The sequence below is a fragment of the Dysgonomonas sp. 25 genome, from assembly GCF_010501075.1.
Lineage (GTDB): Bacteria > Bacteroidota > Bacteroidia > Bacteroidales > Dysgonomonadaceae > Dysgonomonas.
On record NZ_QVMN01000001.1, the window covers coordinates 621,027 to 640,709 of the forward strand.

16 protein-coding genes are annotated in these 19,683 nt (G+C 43.6%); 6 read left to right on the forward strand and 10 right to left on the reverse strand.

The window, feature by feature from the left end; genetic code table 11:
- Positions 1-303 precede the first annotated feature (303 nt).
- The 9 genes from D0T66_RS02795 to D0T66_RS02835 all read right to left on the reverse strand — a co-directional run bounded on the left by D0T66_RS02795 (position 304) and on the right by D0T66_RS02835 (position 12,329).
- Complete coding sequence (locus D0T66_RS02795) at positions 304-828, reverse strand: OmpH family outer membrane protein (RefSeq protein WP_163355382.1); 525 nt, start codon at positions 826-828, stop codon at positions 304-306.
- A 177-nt stretch (positions 829-1,005) separates the two neighbouring features.
- Positions 1,006-3,813: a translation initiation factor IF-2 gene (gene infB, locus D0T66_RS02800; RefSeq protein WP_163355383.1), complete on the reverse strand. Its 2,808-nt coding sequence runs from the start codon at positions 3,811-3,813 to the stop codon at positions 1,006-1,008.
- A 110-nt stretch (positions 3,814-3,923) separates the two neighbouring features.
- A complete protein-coding gene (gene nusA, locus D0T66_RS02805; protein WP_163355384.1) occupies positions 3,924-5,186 on the reverse strand; it encodes a transcription termination factor NusA in 1,263 nt (420 codons plus the stop codon).
- A gap of 8 nt (positions 5,187-5,194) precedes the next feature.
- Positions 5,195-5,662, reverse strand: coding sequence for a ribosome assembly cofactor RimP (rimP, locus tag D0T66_RS02810; RefSeq protein ID WP_185154811.1), 468 nt, complete (start codon positions 5,660-5,662; stop codon positions 5,195-5,197).
- A 139-nt stretch (positions 5,663-5,801) separates the two neighbouring features.
- A complete protein-coding gene (locus D0T66_RS02815; protein WP_163355386.1) occupies positions 5,802-7,034 on the reverse strand; it encodes an FISUMP domain-containing protein in 1,233 nt (410 codons plus the stop codon).
- A 305-nt stretch (positions 7,035-7,339) separates the two neighbouring features.
- The gene (locus D0T66_RS02820) at positions 7,340-8,665 is read right to left on the reverse strand and encodes an FISUMP domain-containing protein (protein ID WP_163355387.1); all 1,326 of its coding nucleotides are present in this window, start codon (positions 8,663-8,665) and stop codon (positions 7,340-7,342) included.
- A gap of 801 nt (positions 8,666-9,466) precedes the next feature.
- A complete protein-coding gene (locus tag D0T66_RS02825) occupies positions 9,467-10,420 on the reverse strand; it encodes a S9 family peptidase (protein ID WP_163355388.1) in 954 nt (317 codons plus the stop codon).
- A gap of 128 nt (positions 10,421-10,548) precedes the next feature.
- The gene (gene holA, locus D0T66_RS02830; protein WP_163355389.1) at positions 10,549-11,553 is read right to left on the reverse strand and encodes a DNA polymerase III subunit delta; all 1,005 of its coding nucleotides are present in this window, start codon (positions 11,551-11,553) and stop codon (positions 10,549-10,551) included.
- A gap of 2 nt (positions 11,554-11,555) precedes the next feature.
- Positions 11,556-12,329, reverse strand: a complete 774-nt coding sequence (locus D0T66_RS02835; RefSeq protein WP_163355390.1) for an AMP nucleosidase — start codon at positions 12,327-12,329, stop codon at positions 11,556-11,558.
- Between the two features lie 54 nt (positions 12,330-12,383).
- Here D0T66_RS02835 and D0T66_RS02840 point away from each other — a divergent pair, with 54 nt between their 5' ends.
- The 4 genes from D0T66_RS02840 to D0T66_RS02855 all read left to right on the forward strand — a co-directional run bounded on the left by D0T66_RS02840 (position 12,384) and on the right by D0T66_RS02855 (position 16,291).
- Positions 12,384-12,836 carry a type I restriction enzyme HsdR N-terminal domain-containing protein gene (locus D0T66_RS02840; protein ID WP_163355391.1) on the forward strand — a complete coding sequence of 151 codons (453 nt, stop codon included), beginning with the start codon at positions 12,384-12,386 and terminating at the stop codon, positions 12,834-12,836.
- 619 nt (positions 12,837-13,455) lie between these two features.
- The gene (locus tag D0T66_RS02845; RefSeq protein WP_163355392.1) at positions 13,456-14,025 is read left to right on the forward strand and encodes a DUF5606 domain-containing protein; all 570 of its coding nucleotides are present in this window, start codon (positions 13,456-13,458) and stop codon (positions 14,023-14,025) included.
- Between the two features lie 116 nt (positions 14,026-14,141).
- Positions 14,142-15,335, forward strand: a complete 1,194-nt coding sequence (kbl, locus tag D0T66_RS02850; RefSeq protein WP_163355393.1) for a glycine C-acetyltransferase — start codon at positions 14,142-14,144, stop codon at positions 15,333-15,335.
- Complete coding sequence (locus D0T66_RS02855; protein ID WP_163355394.1) at positions 15,332-16,291, forward strand: NAD-dependent epimerase/dehydratase family protein; 960 nt, start codon at positions 15,332-15,334, stop codon at positions 16,289-16,291. Before kbl ends, D0T66_RS02855 begins: the two co-directional genes overlap by 4 nt.
- A 60-nt stretch (positions 16,292-16,351) precedes the next feature.
- Here the strand turns inward: D0T66_RS02855 and D0T66_RS02860 are convergent, their stop codons facing one another.
- Positions 16,352-17,374, reverse strand: a complete 1,023-nt coding sequence (locus tag D0T66_RS02860) for an AI-2E family transporter (RefSeq protein ID WP_163355395.1) — start codon at positions 17,372-17,374, stop codon at positions 16,352-16,354.
- A 138-nt stretch (positions 17,375-17,512) separates the two neighbouring features.
- On the opposite strand from D0T66_RS02860, the gene rmuC reads away from it, so the two are divergent.
- Complete coding sequence (gene rmuC / locus D0T66_RS02865) at positions 17,513-18,784, forward strand: DNA recombination protein RmuC (RefSeq protein WP_163355396.1); 1,272 nt, start codon at positions 17,513-17,515, stop codon at positions 18,782-18,784.
- Positions 18,785-19,346: 562 nt separating this feature from the next.
- Positions 19,347-19,604 (forward strand): GlsB/YeaQ/YmgE family stress response membrane protein, encoded by a 258-nt coding sequence (locus D0T66_RS02870; protein ID WP_163355397.1) that lies wholly within the window; start codon positions 19,347-19,349, stop codon positions 19,602-19,604.
- The last annotated feature ends 79 nt before the right edge of the window (positions 19,605-19,683 follow it).

Here is a 19,683-nt window from a genome sequence, read left to right on the forward strand (position 1 = left end):
CCAAGATTCTACACAAAGTTCACTAAGTAGCAAGCATGTTTGTCATGCCGAGTGAATACGAGGCATCTCGTCACGCAATCAAGAAGAGATCCCTCGGGATGACAATAAAAAAGTAACAAAAGTATATTCATTTTCGATGTTTTTATCGAGTTACTTTTCTTTCTCTTTTGTAAACCCATTGCTAATAAACTTGTCTACTTGTTTACTCGTTTACTTGTCAACTCCATAGATAAAGATAAATCAAAGATACAAAAAAATGCTCCTTAATAAAAGAAGCATTATTTATCTCTATATCAGTATGCTTTATTTCGTTATACCTAACTTTTTCTTCACCAGCGGCGTAATATCCACAGCATCAGGTGTCACAAATATTATCGTCGGGTTGGCAAGATCGTATACACAGATATACCCTTGTTCTACCCCAACCTGATAGATAGCATCTTTTACTCTCTGACGGAGAGGGATATACAATTCTTTTTCCTGTGTTCCGACATCCTCCTGCGCCACTTTCATAAAGTTGTTGATATTCTTCTCCAACTCGTATAGCTCCTGCATACGGCGAAGACGGATATTATCGGCCATAGATGTCTGATAAGAAATAAAATCGGAATATTTCTTATTATAATCGGCCTGCATCGTTTTCAGTTCAGACTTATAGTTGTTATTCAACTCATTAAGCTGCTCCGATGCCTTCACTTTTTCCGGGAGGGCGTTCAATATCTCGTTGGAATTAACAAATGCAATTTGTTGGGCTGTCTGAGCCGAAAGCATTCCAGAGAATACGAATGAAAGGGAAAATAAGAGTGTAAAGATTATCTTTCTCGTCATAAATACGTTTTTTATATGCTTCTACACCTTGTTCTTTAAACCGAAAAACACCAATCCGATAGTTGTGTTTTTGGTGGTATGGGTTAGATACCACCAAGAGTATCAGGCTTTTCCTTGTTAACAACTATCAATTGGTAGGTTTTTCTTCAATACAAAGATATATAATCTTTTTCAATATTATAAAGTTTTCTTCACTTCTATTTCATCAAAGGATTCTATCATGTCCCCAACCTTGATGTCGTTGAAGTTATGGATATCCAAACCACATTCGAGACCGGCAACAACTTCTTTCACATCGTCTTTGAAACGTTTGAGCGAACCGAGTTCTCCCGTGTGGATTACGATACCATCGCGAATGACACGTACTTTATTCGACCGTTTGATTTTGCCTTCCTTAACGATACATCCGGCAATAGTACCCACTTTGGTGATTTTAAACACCTCTTGTACTTCGGCTGTACCACCATAAACTTCCTTGATTTCAGGCGAAAGCATACCTTCCATAGCCGATTTCACTTCGTCTATCGCATCGTAGATGATTGAATACAAGCGTATATCGACTCCTTCTTTCTCTGCCGAACGGCGTGCAGCCTGCGAAGGGCGCACCTGGAATCCGATAATAATGGCATCCGAAGCGGCAGCCAGCGTCACATCCGATTCCGAAATCTGACCTACTGCCTTGTGAATAACATTCACCTGTATTTCTTCGGTAGACAAGCGGATCAATGAGTCGGCAAGAGCCTCCACCGAACCGTCTACGTCACCTTTCACAATCACATTCAACTGCTGGAAGTTACCGATAGCAATACGGCGGCCAATATCGTCGAGTGTAAGCAATTTCTGCGTACGCAAGCCTTGTTCGCGTTGCAATTGCTCACGCTTGTTAGCAATCTCGCGGGCTTCCTGTTCGGTCTCAATCACATTGAAGATGTCACCGGCCTGTGGCGCTCCACTCAAACCGAGAATCAACGCCGGAGCAGCCGGAGTAGCTTCTTCGATTGGCATGTTACGCTCATTGAACATTGCTTTCACACGTCCGAAATGCGTTCCCGCCAACACTACATCGCCTTTTCTCAATGTTCCATTCTGTACCAATACCGTAGATACATATCCACGTCCTTTGTCCAAAGACGATTCGATAATCGAACCTAAGGCACGGCGTTTAGGATTCGCTTTCAGTTCGAGGATATCAGCTTCGAGCAATACCTTTTCGAGCAGCTCTTCCACTCCAAGGCCTTGTTTGGCCGATATATCCTGCGATTGGTATTTTCCACCCCACTCTTCTACCAGATAATTCATTCCGGCAAGGGTTTCTTTTATCTTATCAGGGTTTGCTCCCTGCTTGTCTATCTTATTGATTGCAAATACAATCGGCACACCTGCTGCCGAAGCATGGTTGATTGCTTCTATCGTTTGCGGCATGACATTGTCGTCGGCTGCTACAATGATAATGGCAATATCCGTCACCTTAGCACCACGGGCACGCATCGCCGTAAAGGCTTCGTGACCGGGCGTATCGAGGAATGTGATACGGCGTCCCGACTTCAATTTCACGTTGTATGCACCGATGTGCTGTGTGATACCTCCGGCTTCACCGGCAATCACATTGGTCTGGCGGATATTGTCGAGTAACGAAGTCTTACCGTGGTCGACGTGTCCCATCACCGTAACGATAGGCGCGCGTGGTTCCAAATCTTCCTCGTTGTCCTCCTCATCGCTGATGGCTTCGACAACTTCGGCACTGACATATTCGGTTTTGAAGCCGAATTCTTCGGCTACGATATTAATTGTTTCCGCATCGAGGCGCTGGTTGATCGAAACCATGATACCGATACTCATACATGTCGAAATTACTTTCACGACAGGTACGTTCATCATGTTGGCCAAGTCATTCGCCGTAACAAACTCCGTAATTTTCAGGATTTTGTTCTCTGCTTCTTGTTGAGCCAGTTCTTCCTGATAGCGTTGCGATACGGCTTCGCGTTTCTCTTTACGGTATTTCGAACCTTTGCTCTTACCACCTTTACTTGTCAGGCGGGCAAGGGTTTCTTTAATTTGCTTTTGTACTTCTTCTTCGCTGACGCCAGCCTTGATTATCGGCTTACGTCCGTTACCATGAGCTTTGTTTCTGTCCGCCGATTTATTCAACGTAGCGCCCGAAGGTACCATTCCCTTATCGAGATCGACTTTTCCTTTCTTGATACGGTTACGTTTCTTTTTTGCATTCTCGTCGTCTTCGTCGGCCTTTTTCTTTTGCTCATCTACCGCTTCTTTTTTCAGCAAGCGAACGGCCCCGTCTTTGACCTTTTTCTGGTCCTGAGCTTCACGCTCCATGCGTTCCTTTTTCTTTTCGGCTTTTGATTTCTTAGCCGGACGGGTTTTATCGTTTATCGCACTCAGGTCGATTGTACCTTTTACGACAATCTGATTGGTGATTGTAGGGCTATCGAGACGGAATACTTCTCCTTCGCCTGTCTCCTCTTTTTCCGGAGCGCTCGGAATTACTTCCGGCTGTGCCTCCTCTTTAGCAGGTTTAGCAGGAGTAACCTCTTTTTCGGCTACCGGCTGTTTTTCGACAACAGGCTCTTCTTTGGCAGGAGTAGGTTCTTCCGCTTTCTTTTTCGGTTTGTTCAGTGCATCCAAGTCTATCTTATCTACAATCTGAACATGCGGTTTTTTATCTTCCGGTATTTCGGTTTTTATTACTTCTGCTGCTTTGGCTTCTTCTTGTTTTTTCCTCTCGGCTTCTTTTGCCTTAGCCTCTTCTTTAGCAGCCTTTTCTGCTTCTTTCGCTTCTTTCTTTTTCAGCAAAGCCTGCACATCCTGATCTTTTCCAAATTCGCGAACAAGCATCTCATAGTGTTCATTCTCAATTTTGGTATTAGGATTCGATTCTACTTGAATACCTTTACTATGCAGGTAATCAACAATAGTGCTGATTCCTACATTCAAATCTTTGGATATTTTTATTAATCTTATCGACATATATTTCTTTTCGTTATTCTAAAAAATCAAACAGAATCCTAATAAAGATGAATTTCCGTGCGACAATAGCACAAAAGTATTAAGAAATAGTAATACTACCAAATCATAGACTAATTCTCTCCCTCACCTTCAAATTCTGCTTTGAATATAGCTAATACTTCGTCTACAGTATCTTCTTCGAGGTCGGCTTCGTTTATCAGGCGGTCGCGGCTCGTTGCCAATACGTTTTTAGCTGTAACACAGCCCAGTTTTTTCAATTGGTCGATTACCCATCCGTCTATTTCGTCGCGGAACTCGTCTAAGTAGATATCTTCCTCGTCGAAGTCCTCTATATCGCGGTATACATCAATTACATAACCGGTAAGCATGCTTGCGAGTTTGATGTTCAAACCGCCTTTACCGATAGCGAGCGAAACTTCTTCGGGACGAAGCAATACTTCGGCGCGTCCTTCTTCTTCGTTCACTTTCACCGAGGTAATCTTGGCCGGGCTGAGCGCACGCTGTATAAACAGGTTGATATTGGGTGTATAGTTGATGATATCGATGTTTTCGTTTCTCAATTCGCGAACGATTCCGTGAATACGCGAACCTTTCATACCCACACAGGCTCCCACCGGATCGATGCGGTCGTCGTATGATTCTACGGCAACTTTTGCTCTTTCTCCCGGGATGCGGGCAATTTTCTTGATGGTTATCAATCCGTCGTTTATTTCCGGCACTTCCAGTTCCAACAGTCTCTCGAGGAAGACAGGGGATGTACGTGACAGGATAATCTTAGGATTGTTATTCTTGTTTTCTACACGCTCTACCACCGCGCGAACGTGTTCGCCTTTGCGGAAGAAGTCGGTAGGAATCTGCTCTGTCTTAGGCAAAAGCAATTCTTCTTTTTCGTCGTCGAGCAACAGAATTTCTTTCTTCCAAATCTGATACACTTCACCCGAAACGATTTCGCCCACTTTCTCATTGTAGCGGTGATACAAACCTTCTTTCTGAAGTTCCAATATTTTGGATGTCAATGTCTGACGAAGCGTAAGGATAGCGCGGCGCCCGAAGTCTTCGAAAAATACTTCATCGGTAACATCTTCGCCCACTTCGAAGTCTTCGTCTATTTTCTTCGCTTCTGTAAGCGAGATTTGCGTATTAGGATCTTCGAGCTCTTTATCTTCCACGATTGTGCGGTTGCGCCAGATTTCGAGGTCTCCCTTGTCGGGGTTGATGATGACATCATAGTTATCATTCGAGCCGAACATTTTGGCGATGACGTTGCGGAATGATTCTTCCAACACGCTGATCATCGTCATGCGGTCTATATTTTTCAGTTCTTTAAACTCCGAGAACGTGTCGATTAAGCTGATAGTTTCTTTTTTAGCCATAATGGTTGCTATTTAAAACTTATTATATATTTAGTATATTTCACTTGGTTGTATTCGAAAGGGATATCCTCTTCCACCTCGATTTTCTTTTTCGAGCCTTCGGGTTTCACTTTCGATGTTACGGTCAGAACGAATCCCGCGTCGTCGCTCGATTTCAGTATGCCTTTCAGTTTACGTCCGTCACGCGTGAGGACTTCCACTTCTTCGCCCTGATATTTCTGGTATTGGCGCGGTATCTTGAAAGGGGAGGTCAATCCTGCCGAACCGACTTCGAGCTCGAAATCTTCTTCGTCGCGATTCAGGTGCGATTCGATTTGTTTACTCAACGCAATACAGTCGTCGATACCGATACTTTCGTCACTGTCTATCTCTACAATAATGACATTGCCCGGACGGATAAGCACATCGACTAAAAACATCGGAGTGCCTTCAATCTCCTTTTCAACTATGTCCTGTATAAGATTTTTCTCTATCATGCGATACTTATTGGATGCAAAAAGAGGAAGCTCCAGCCTCCTCTCTCCCTTTATTTCGAATGCAAAGATAATAAACTTTGCTTTGTTTTCCAAAATTTTATGCTAAAATATTCATTTTGACTATATCATGTTCTTTTTCCTAATCTCTCTTGCAACGAACAGAAAGAAGAAAATAACCTCCAACATAGTTTCGCATTACCTTAGTAGAAGTTCCGGAAAATTGACGTATCCAAGCACTCCCTACCCCCGTAAGGCTGGGACTACTTGTCCAAAAGGTGCCATTAATATCATAATTATCCGTTGTCCCCATAAGACCAATTCCTACATAATAAACATCTAATCCGCCACCGGAAGAGGGCTTACTATAACCCCGCACCAAGGTATTGCATGCCGAAATGGAGGCAGGTCCGTGCCCACTGCTACCGGAGTTCGTTCCTCGCCAATTCTGGCTGGATAAAGTCAATCCATATTCCCATGCCGAATCCCATGCCGGAGAAAAGGTAGCATTTGCGAAGCTACTGTATTTCCCAGGATTGTTATATATTTCCCTTTCCAGATCATTCCATTCGCGATCGCTGGGCACATGCCAACCATCAGGACATAGCCCTTGCACCACATAATATCCCCGGCTGTCGATTTTGGTCGTATTCACGGCATCCAACTCCACTTCGTTACCGGTAGGAACCGAACCGTAATTTTGATATCTTTCGGTACTGTTATAATCATACACTCCCATTGTTGCCGCAGCGTAAGAATAAAGAACTCCATATTGCTTCTTCCATGTGGGGATGAGGGATGGATTTGTCTCTGTTCCTCCGGTAGGCTGAGGATAGATATAACGGCGTAACCTCTTAAGATCATCCGCAAACATATCCTCATCAGTCGAAAGAGTCGGCGAAAAACTGGCATCGATGTAGCGCATATTCTCCAGCATCCAGTCGCCTGCAGCTCCAAAATTACCTACCAGATATACTTCGCCGTCGCGATAATCTTTTACTCTATAAACGCCCGAACTTAGAGATTTCTCACCAAGCCGCAGCCATTTGCTTCCGTCCCACACGTAAAGACCTTGAGCACCCGATGTACCATCGAGGCATTGGTTAACATTATAGACTAATAATCCCGTATGATCGCCGGGGTAGCTACCGGCTGGCACTCCATTTATGGTATTGGAGATATCGGCATCTGCTTGTTTTACCAGTTTTACCCGGGGAAGGCCTAAACCTTTAGTAGTTGTTCCATCCATTTTCAACTCGAGGATAGCACCCATAATCGGTGGACTATCGCTACCGATAGTTACTTGGCCATGTAAATCGATCGTCAATAATAACGCCAACGATACTACAGACACAGCCTGCATTAAACGATTCATAAAATGTATATTAATTATTTATTATTACGATTAGTTTCCTCACTATTGATTACTAAAACAGCTCCTTTCAGTTTGCTTGCAAGTGAGGACAAGAATGACAGTCAAGAGACACACCCCATCATCTAACTAATACAATTATTGATTTTCTAATTTACTATTTGCTTATCAAAAAAAATTATTCCCTCATTATGTCTTCCACAAAGAAAGATATTTTAGTTGAAAAAAAAAAATATTTCTTTATTAATGCAAAAAACCGATAGACATAAATCTACCGGTTCTCCGATTATTTCAGCAATGTTGCTGTATTAGTTTTTCATACAGCGGACTGGTACCTGCCAACGCGAATTAACATGACTCATTGATGTGCTATTATAGCTTAACCCTCGCATCTTAGCGCCCAGACGGTTGCCATTCACTGCCGAATAAAAATAGGTGGTTTCTCCAAATTTCGGAGGAGGAGGTATCGTTGAGGAATTTGCAGTCCCTGTCGAAAGATAAGCATTGAAACCACCCTGCAAAGCAGGTTTGCTGGTGCCATTCGATGCTACTCCATTAATAACGGAAGAAGCTTTCATTGCTATACCGGCAGGGCTACTGCTCGCGCCATAGGGTACTATATTGGCGATGCCGATGTCAGGAGTACTACTGAATTTACTGGTATTGATAATGATGCCATTTTCTAAATCGGTCCAATGATGGTCAGTAGGCAAGAACCAGCCATTCGGACAAATTCCTTGAAAACGGCTGTAGTCTTCTATGCCAGTAATCCCCCCGCCAGAAGCGGTATAGTAGTTGTAAAATACACCGAGGTTTTTGTTAGCTGCCTGATTGTCTGGGTACGAGTAGTAAAAGTCGAGGGAATTAGCACTCGTATAGCTGGTCAAGGTCAGAGCCGTTCCATCGGGCATTCTTGTTGCCCGCAGGTTCTCACCCATCCATACGCCATCTTCGAAGGTGAATTCGCCTGTAGTGGTTTCGGTGGCAACAACAGCTTTTGCCGGATTCTGATCGCAGCTTCGGTTGCGCGTTATCTGGAAAAGACTATCGACACTGGTGTAACCTACATAGAAACGGGTATAGTGATACGTTTGTGGAGTATCTCCCGGGCGGCTATCTGTAAAAGCACCAATATAACCCAATGGATAATTGCCCGGACTCTTACCCAAGAACGCCCACATAGGATCGCTGGCATTAGCAGGGTTCAAATGTGTTAAACCTTTGGGGGTAACGGACTGCAATACACGCGTTTCCGACGTAGGTGGATAAGGGATTATAGCTTGCCATTCGCTACCATCCCAGATATGAATACCCGGGCATGTCTCGATCGACGGGTCAGTTTCTCTGCTCGCACTATTGTATACCGCCAACCCAATATGTCCATCCATATCCCACGCCCCGCTCCCTCCGATGGAGGCAGCCAGTCCTGCCGGAGTACCGGGATTTAGCATATTAAGGGTAACTCTGGGGAGGACTAACCCTTTGGTCGACATCCCTTGATTATCCATTTTCAGGTCGAGCAATGCGCCTGCATTCGGGTTCTCTCCGCTTCCGATGGTCACTTGTGCTTGTAAATTGCTTGCCGCAAATAAGGCTATAAGTATTGCAATAGCCTGCATTAAAGTTCTTTTCATGTTATAAAAAAATTAACCACCTCCCCCTGCCCTCTCCACAAGAGGGGGTAACAGAAAAAGATGATGTGAGTAATAAGTTTGTTTGAGCCCCACCAAACCTCCCCGTGGGGGAGGCTAAGGGAAGGATATATTCTCGTTTTTTGTTGAATGGTGGTACAAACCCATTTCCCCCTCTGGGGGATAAAGGGGGTCGGTCATTGTCATCCCGAGTGGATACGAGGGAGCTCGTTATAGCTTTGTAGGGGGCAATAAATATTGCCCCGCATATATCGATTTGCGGGCGCACACGCAGGTGCACCCCTACAAAAGTCCTATTGTTGACTGTTGACTGCTCACTGTTAACTGAAAGACAGCCCCTCGCTCCCCCTCTGTTGGAGGGGGCTGGGGGGAGGTGGGTACGGCTATCGCAGCCGGACATACCCCTGACATTAACACAAGCATATCTTTTAGTAGACGAGTTACAAGTTACGAGTGACGAGTAGGGGAAAAACCACACGCCAGTTCGCAAGTTATCTCTTGTAACTCGTAACTGTGCGAAGCACGAAGTAACTGCCCGAAGGGCGAAGTAACTATTTTTTAAAAAATCTACACTGAAAATTTGGTAATCTAAGGAATAATCCTTAAATTCCCGTGTGTGTGTGTGTGTGTGTGTGTGAAAATATTACCAATTATCACATTGATAATAAACATACTAAATACTTTTATTTTGACGTGTGTGTGCATTTGCAATGATTACAACCTACTGCAAAGAAAAACAAATATTCTGACTATACAAAGATAATCAGCATAAAAAAAGAAAAACTACATGCCAAAATTAGACTTCACATAATCCATAATAGTGAAATCTTTTTTCATTTCGGGCTTTCCTATCTGTGTTACTTCTGTCTCTATCATAAGCGGCTGTTTGCCAAAGGCTATTTTTTCGATGAAAGTCTCTATTTCGGGCATATTTTCATTCATCGGCGTACCCGATATTTCGTGTGCGGCGTTTTTCACTTTGTAGAAATAGAAAGGATAGTTGTTCTCCTTCAGCTGTCCGGCGATATACTCCGAACCATAAAATCCAAGTTGCGAGAAGGCTACCTTATCAAACGGAACATTGGCATCGGCATCGCCGTGGAAAAGCATTATCGGGCAAGGAGCGTTCGTCCACACCAAATCCCCGCCCAGATTCAGGATTGCTCCGGCAAAAGAAACCACTCCGGCATAATTGAAATCCTGTGGCAACTTAGCTGCTCCGTGATGTGTTTTGTTTGCGATATAGTATTCTGCCTGCAAAACACTGATAGCCCCGGCACTGGAGCCGGAAGCGATAATCGTGGAAGCATCTGTATGCCAGTCTTCGCGCAAAAGGATATAGTTGGTGGCATCGAAAAGGTCTTCGACTGCCATGTCTATCGTTTTGCGGAAATGCTGTACAAATTGCATCGGATTGGCAAAACCATCCATAGAAGCACCTTTGAAGCCCAAACGATAGTCGATAGACACAACCGTATAGCCCAACCCCGCTAAAGAATAAAAATAATGCTGATAACTTTCGGCATTTCGATCTCCCGAAACAAATCCTCCGCCAAACATAAAGATAATGCAGCCTTTCGGCTTATCGAACGCGGGATATGTATACCTGTCCAAATACAAGCTATCCGGCCCTTTCACGGCATACAACGCTGTTTCTACCTTTAGTGCAGGTGTATATTGCGCAAAAAGAGAGCAAGCAGAAACAAAAAACAGTAATACAATCAGTGCTTTTTTCATATAATTATATATTTTAAATCAATCGTTTTTTCGGTTAAAATAGTATATAGCAACAGCTGCTATAGCTACTACGAGAACGAAGATAAGCGCAAAGAACAGTAAACCGGAAACAACCATGTTATTCGTTTTTAGTGTGTAATTTTATATAACAATTCTTTCAATAGTTCGCCGTCGGGTGTCGAGACATTCCCTACCCCTTTGCCTTTGGCATCGTAGTTGCGCAACAGGCTGACAATCTCCATACATTTGAAAGCGTTGTAGTTTCTCACGCCCATCACATAATCTTTGGCCTGAAAGGAACTGCGAAGCCCCAATTCGTTTGCCAATCCCTGTTCCGATTTATCTTTCGCCCAATAACAAATCATCAGGTTGCTGAAGAAGTTGAACAAGACGGTGAGGGTGAGTATATAAGGATTATTTTTCGGATTCTTTTCGAAGTAATCGGCTATCTGATTCATCTTGACGATGTCTTTCTGGACAACCGATTTCAGCAATTCAAAATTGTTATAATCCTTGCTGATTCCGATATTCTGTTCTATCAGTTCGGCTGTAATCTGTTTGCTACCCTGCGGCATAGCCAACAGCAACTTATCCAGCTCGTTTGCAATCTTTTTGAGGTCGTTTCCGAGATAATCGGCAAGCATCTGTGCCGATTTGCCGTCGATGGTCAGCCCCTTCGTCTGCACGAACGAGCCTATAAATCCCGCCATCTTATAGTCCGGTATTTTAGCCGATTCGAAGATAACGCCGTGCTTGTTTATCTCTGCCGAGAGTTTTTTACGTTTATCGTACGTCCCATTTTTATAGTTCAACACGAGAATCGTACTCGCCAGCGGATTTTGCACATAAATAGACAGATCGTCCAACTTGCTCATATCCTGCGCCTCCTTCACTACAATCACCTGATATTCCGACATCATCGGGAAAGCACGGGCAGAAGTTATCAGCGTACGCACATCCGTATCGCGCCCGTAGAGGATCGTCTGGTTGAAATCGCGCTCTTCCTCCGGCAATATGGTATTTATCAATAAGTCCGTCAGTTCATCTATATAGTACGACTCCTCCCCCATCAATAAGTAGACAGGTTTGAATCTGCGCGCCAGAATATCCGATTTTAGTTGTTCAAACGTCATAGTTAATCAAAGCGAAGGTGTTTTACTGTTTCCCCGTTCTCGATTAGCGTACGGAGCGACTTGATACCGATCATAACATGCTCTTCCACAAAATTCTGCGTCACCATATTATCACTCTTTTCAGTCTTTACACCGTCCGAAATCATCGGCTGATCCGAAACGAGCAGCAATGCTCCCGTAGGTATATGATTGGCAAATCCGCATGTGAAAAGGGTTGCCGTCTCCATATCGACTGCCATAGCCCTGATTTTGCGGAGGTAGTCCTTAAAAACATCATCGTATTCCCATACACGCCTGTTGGTCGTATAAACCGTACCCGTCCAGTAGTCGCGGTTGTAGTTCCTGATATTGGAAGATACCGACCTCAACAGGTTAAATGCCGGCAACGAAGGCACTTCGGCAGGCATGTAATCGTTAGATGTCCCTTCGCCACGGATAGCGGCAATAGGCAGTATATAATCGCCCAGATTATTATGCCTTTTAATTCCTCCACATTTGCCGAGGAAAAGGACGGCTTCGGGGTTAATTGCCGTAAGCAAGTCCATGATAGTAGCCGCATTAGCGCTACCCATCCCGAAATTGATTATCGTAATCCCTTCGGCCGAGGCATTGGGCATATTGGCATCCTGCCCCATAATGGGTACATTGAAATGCTTAGCGAATAGCTCGACATACTTCGAAAAATTCGTCAGGAGGATATATTTTGTAAACTGGTCTAACGGGCGTTTGGTATATCGCGGAAGCCAATTATCAACAATTTCTTGTTTTGTTTTCATATATACGCTAATTTTACTATCTGATTTTTTAGTATAACAAGACAAAGATAGTAAATGTTGGAGTTAAATCTGCCCCCATTCGAAGCGAATGTCAAAAAGGTAAACGGGAAACTGTGTATTTTCGACCGTTTGCGTCGCCGCTTCGTAGCCCTCACGCCGGAAGAATGGGTGCGCCAGCATTTCGTCGACTACCTGATTACCCGGAAAGGATATCCCGAAGCGCTGATAGCAAACGAAATACAGATAACCCTCAACAGCTGCAAAAAAAGATGCGATTCGGCTATCTACGACCGCGCGATGCATCCACTCGTCATTGTCGAATACAAATCTCCCGACGTGAAGATAACGCAAGAGGTATTCGACCAGATAGCGCGCTACAATATCGTTCTGCGAGTGAAATACCTCATCGTTTCCAATGGTTTACAGCATTTTTGCTGCCGTATCGACTACGACAAACAAACCTACGAATATCTGCCCGAGATACCCGACTACGAAAACCTTAAATAAGCAGTTGAATTTTGTTATAAGTTTATCTATGTTTATTTAAGGAGTAGTTACAAGTTACTTCGTGCTTCGCACAGTTACGAGTTACAAGAAAACATACCAAAGCGATGGGGGTAAGTAGAGAAATGTTACTTTTTCCTCTGTATTACTCCGTGAAAAACTCTGTGAAACTCTGTGGTTAAAAAGAAAAAGTAACTCGATAAAAACGCCTAAGAATGAGTAGGGTTTTGTTACTTTTTTCTTGTCACTTCGAACGGATGTGAGAAGTCTCTTACCAGTAATATGACGAGATGCCTCGTATTCACTCGGCATGACAAGCGTGTTTGCTTCTTTGTGTCCTCTGTGTAAAAACTTAGTGCCCTTCGTGGTTAAGTAATGAAAAAGTAACCACAGCAAAAAACGCACAAAAGAAGTATACTTTTTGTATACCTTTTTCGCTTAATCGATTTATAATGAGAAACTAATGACCGATACAAAAGTAACACTAAGGTAACAAAAAAGTGACACTTTAGAGGCTTTTTGAGGGAGGTGATTATTTTATCGGGCTAAAATTTCGGTAATTCAAAGGTTTAATACTATTTTTGCCTACTGAATAAAACAGAATTGAATATTTATTACAACTATGCTTAAAACTATTTTATCAGTATCAGGTAAACCGGGACTATACAAGCTCGTATCGAACGGGAAAAATATGATCATTGTCGAATCGTTGGCCGACAAAAGAAAATTGCCCATTCATGCCCGGGACAAAGTTGTCTCGTTAGGGGATATTTCTATTTATACAGACGAAGACGAAACTCCTTTGAGAGAAGTGTTTATCTCTATGAAGAAAAAAGAAAACGGAGCTAAAGTGACACTTGATCCGGGAGTAAAGCCTGAGGAACTGAAAAAATACCTGGCCGAAGTATTGCCTAATTTTGACCGCGAACGCGTTTATCCGACCGACATCAAAAAGATGATCAACTGGTACAACCTTCTCTTGGATGCCGAAATAGCTTTCGAAGAGGAAGATAAGGACGAAGCAGCCGCTAAAGAAGAGAGCGCAGAGCCAAAAAAAGAAGCAAAAGCCGCAGCTAAAAAGACAGAAAAAGCACCTGCCAAAAAGCCGGCAGCAAAGAAAGATACGGCACCTAAAAAAGAGACAAAGGCTAAGACAACAACCAATAAATCGACCGTAAGAAAAGCAAAATAACAGCATTTGCTTATGGTTCGAACGAAAAGAAACAGGGAGGGATAGAAATTCCTCCCTGTTTGCATCCGAATCAATTGACAAATGATTATCTTTATCGCAACAAAATAAAGAATACTATGAGCGCATTCGAGAACTATCAGAAGCACCTGCAACAGGAATTAGATGAGATTCAGTCGGCAGGATTGTACAAAAACGAACGTATAATTGTATCGCCGCAAAGTGCAGCCATCAAAATCGGCTCGGGCCAGGAAGTCCTAAACTTCTGTGCCAATAACTATCTGGGATTGTCCGATAGCAAAGAGCTTATCGATGCAGCCAAAGAAGCGATGGACACACACGGTTTTGGTATGTCATCCGTTCGCTTTATTTGCGGCACGCAGGATTTGCATAAGCAGTTGGAAGCAGCTATCTCCAGATTCTTCGGAACCGAAGATGCTATCCTCTACGCAGCCTGTTTCGATGCCAACGGAGGTGTTTTCGAACCGCTGCTGAACGAGCAGGATGCTATCATCTCCGATTCGCTCAACCATGCTTCTATCATCGACGGAGTACGCCTCTGCAAAGCAGTGCGTTACCGTTATGCCAATGCCGACATGGAAGATTTGGAAAAGCAACTGAAAATGGCTCAGGCACAACGATTCCGATTGATTGTTACCGATGGCGTATTCTCGATGGACGGAAATGTCGCCCCGATGGATAAGATATACGAACTGGCTCAAAAATACAATGCCATGATCATGGTAGACGAGTCGCACTCGGCAGGCGTTGTAGGCCATACAGGACGGGGAACAACCGAACTGTTCGACCTGCGCGGAAAAGTAGAAATCATCACCGGGACACTCGGAAAAGCATTCGGTGGTGCTATCGGCGGATTCACAACAGGCAAGAAAGAAATCATCGACATGCTTCGCCAGCGCTCGCGCCCATACCTGTTCTCTAACTCTATTCCTCCGGCAATAGCGGCAGCAGGAATCAAGATGTTCGAGATGATAGACAAAACCAATACCTTGCAGGATAAACTCCATGCCAATACCGAATACTTCGTTTCGAAGTTGAAAGCCGCAGGATTCGACATCAAACCTACGCAATCGGCTATCTGTGCCGTTATGCTGTACGATGCCAAGCTATCGCAGGACATGGCTTCCCGCTTGCAGGAAGAAGGCATTTACGTGACCGGCTTCTACTATCCTGTCGTACCGAAAGGACAGGCACGCATACGCGTACAAATTTCAGCAGCACACGAAACGGCACACTTAGACAAGTGTATTGCCGCATTCACTAAAATAGGTAAAGAACTGAACGTTATATGAAACGAATCCTTATCGTCGGCAGTACGGGCCAGATAGGCTCGGAGCTAAGTGTAAAATTGCGCTCTATTTATGGCGAGAGTAATGTAATTTGTGGTTATTACAAACCACCTTTCCCGAAAGACTTTTTCGAGTTGGGGCCATGTGTCGAAATAGATGCTACGGATATCAACCAGATTGCAACAACCGTAAAAGAGCACAAGATAGATACTATCTACAATCTGGCAGCCATATTGTCGGCTACGGCCGAAAAAAATCCTAAGCTGGGATGGGACGTCGGCCTGAATAGCCTGATGAACTGTTTAGATGTGGCAAGGGAAATGAATTGTGCTGTTTTCACGCCGAGCTCTATCGGTGCTTTCGGGCCTAATACGCCCAAAGATAAAACTCCACAAGATACCATTCAGCGGCCGAATACCGTCTACGGCATCACCAAAGTGATGGGCGAATTGCTGAGCGACTATTACTATACCCGTTGGGGGGTAGATACGCGCTCGGTACGTTTCCCGGGGATTATATCCAATATGACGCACCCGGGCGGAGGTACGACGGACTATGCTGTGGAGATATACTACAATGCCGTGCAGGGCGAGAAATTCACCTGCCCCGTGAAAGCAGGGACTTACATGGATATGATGTATATGCCCGATGCATTGAACGCGGCCATACAATTGATGGAAGCCGATCCTTCGCGCCTCATCCACCGCAACTCATTCAACATTGCTGCTATGAGTTTCGATCCTGAAATGATATATGCAGCTATCAAGAAGCATACTCCTGATTTCGAAATGGAATATGACATCGATCCGCTGAAGCAGGCTATTGCCGATTCGTGGCCAAACTCGCTGGATGACAGTTGCGCCCGCGAAGAATGGGATTGGAAGCCGGAATATGATTTGGAGAAGATGACCGAAGATATGATAGCCGTATTAAGAAGCCGCCTCTTACAGAATACGTAAAATACACTTATAAGAAGCCTAAGCTCCACACCTTACTGTGTGGAGCAGGTTATTGCGACTTTATATATATTCCTTTTGGTCGAGGTACTTCGTTTTGAATATCTTTACGAGTAAGAAGAACATGGACAAGAGCAGCGGCCCGAATACAACTCCCCAAAAGCCAAACAATGTCAATCCGATTATCACTCCGAAAATCGTAATCAACGGATGTGTATCGGCCAGTTTCTTTTGCAGGAGAAAGCGGAAAAGATTATCGACATTCGAGATAACAATCAACGAATAAACTATTAGCCCGATGGCTGCCGGCCAGTTGCCGCTCAATCCCATATAAAGCGCTAACGGCAACCAGATAAATGCCGTCCCTACTATCGGGATAATCGTAGCAAAACAGGTAACCAAGCCAAACAACAAGGGCGAAGGTGTGCCAAAGATATAATACCCGACCGTGGCAAAGACTCCTTGTATAACAGCCAGCAACGGAACGCCAATGGCATTGGAACGAACCATCACTTTTATTTCCTGCAGAACGCTGTTTTTGTTCCTCCCATCAAATGGAAGCAAATCATAAATATACGATTCCATGCGGCGGGCGCTGATAAGCATAAAATAGAGGACGAATAAGAGGACTATTGAATTCATCACAAAACTGCTGACTTCCCCTACAATCTTTTGCAGCAATGAAGTCAACATGGTAGTCAGCGTACTTATATTATCATGGCTGACAAGGTCATAGTCTGTCTTTTCCTTTATTTTCAGGATTAAATCCTGCATGGTTGCAAAAATAGCATTCGGATGCAAATCAAAATCCTGCAATCGCCCTATCAAGAGCCATATAACGAGGAATGTCGGAACCAGTATACACAATATAACTTCCAAGAGGATAACAGATGCAGCTATACTCTTTCTCCACTTCCGCTGTTCGGTCAGCCGGAACATCTGCTTGCGCACCAATATATAAATGGTGATAGCCCCCAGAAAGCCACTGAGGAAAGATATAGATTCGCTGAATATTATTATGCCTATAAGGACTATAGCTCCTATCAAGGAATATTTCCAGTATTTTTCTTTGAATGTCCCTTCCATATTGAATAGATAAAGTTTCCAATTATTGCTGATAGAGTTAGAACAAATGTATGCAATTTTTGGTTCGCTATCTCTCAAAAACTATTTAGAAATAAGTATCTTTGATGACACTTTAATATTCAAAACAACAACTATTCTATGGATTTACTTGCTATTGTCATCATACTCATCCTTCTGGTTACTTTTGCGGCTATCGTTTTTTTCCTCCAAAAGAACGGGAAAGAACAACTGAATGCAGCCAAAGACGAAAACCAAAAGCTATCGGAAGAAAAGGAAACGCTCCAGACTAACCGGATAGCGGATATACGCCGCATTGCCGAATTGGAAGCCCAATTGACAGCCAAAGACGAACTGCTGAAATCGCAACAGGAAGAATTGCAAAACATGCGCGCCCAGCTGAATAAAGATTTTCAGCTATTGGCAAACCAGATATTGGAGGAAAAGACCTCCCGCTTCACCGTGACCAACCGCGAAAACATGGAGGCTATACTGAAACCGCTGAACGAACGGTTAGTCGAGTTTAAGCGTAAAGTGGAGGAGACATACGACAAGGAGTCGAAGCAGCGCTTTTCGCTCGAAGAGCGTATCCGCGAACTGGTAGCGCTCAATAACCAGATCAGTACCGATGCCAACAACCTCACCAAGGCATTGAAGGGCAATAACAAGATTCAAGGTAACTGGGGCGAAATGATTCTGGAATCCATCCTCGAGAAATCGGGACTGAAAAAAGGTGAAAGCTATTATACGCAGGAAACATTGCGCGACGAGTTCGGCAACACGATACACAGTGCCGAAGGTAGCCGTATGCAGCCCGACATCATTGTGGAATATCCGGGAGGGCGCAAAATCGTTATCGACTCGAAAGTATCGCTCAATGGTTATGTACGATATGTAGAAGCCGAAACGGACGAGGCTAAAGCCATCGCCGAGAAAGAGCACCTGCTCTCGGTCAAGCAGCACATCGACGAATTGAGCAAAAAGTCTTATCAGGATTATATCGATTCGCTCGACTTTGTGATGATGTTTATCCCCAACGAACCGGCATATATCCTTGCCATGCAGCTCGATCCCACGTTGTGGGATTATGCTTATCGCAAGCGCATCCTGCTTATCAGTCCTACTAACCTTATCGCCTCGCTCAAAGTGGTAGCCGATTTGTGGAAACGGGAGGCGCAGAGCCAGAATGCCCAAGAGATAGCCAAACGCGGAGCGATGTTATACGACAAATTTGTAGGGTTTGTGGAGACTTTACAGAATGTAGGCCGACACATCGAACGCTCGCAAAAAGAATACGATAAGGCTTTCTCGCAATTGAAAGAGGGCAATGGGAACCTTATCCGGCAGGCTGAAATGTTAAAAGAATTAGGAATAAAATCCCAGAAAGACCTCCCAAACAGGGCAGAAAGTTAAACTATGTTAACAAGGTGAAGATTTTCAAGAAAACATGTTGTACAACATAAAAAAACCACTTATCTTTGTACTGTGTTTTTCATGGTATTAGATTTAAGGTTAACAATGAAGATTGGTTGTCGTGATGACAACCTTTCCTATTTTATAGGGGTTAGCATCTTTAATTGAGTTACTTCTTCTTAACCACAGAGTTCACAAAGATTCTACATCAAGTTCACCAAGTGGCAAGCATGTTTGTCATGCCGAGTGAATATGAGGCATCTCGTCACGCAATCAAGAAGAGATCCCTCGGGTAAACCATCGGGATGACAATAAAAAAGTAACACTTCTCTACTCATTTTCGATGTTTTTTATCAAGTTACTTTTCTTTCTCTCTTGTAAACTCGTAACTAATAAACTTGTTTACTCGTATACTTGTTTACTTGTCAACTAAAAAATATATAGATAAACCTACCATAATAATTCAACTATTAATTCACATAAAAAATTGAACTAATTATTGTACAACACTGTTTAATAATGACAGAATAATTTATGTCAAAAAAATAAACAGAGTTGAATTATGGGAGGATTAAGTATTTTATGGTCGATAATCATCGGATTAGTGGCCGGGGCCATCGCCGGATGGATTATGAAAGGACGCGGATTCGGCTTTATCATCAATCTGATAATCGGATTATTAGGTAGTGTTATTGGAGGCTGGATATATGGGCTGTTAGGTTTTAGTGCACACAGCATACTGGGCGTATTATTGATGTCTGTAGTTGGTGCTGTTGTTCTACTTTTTGTCGTCTCACTGTTCAGAAAACCAAAAGCATAAAAGTAAGTTGCTGTTCTATGATAATTAAAAGACCACCGATGATTAATGTCGGTGGTCTTTTTTGCAGAAAAGAAATCGT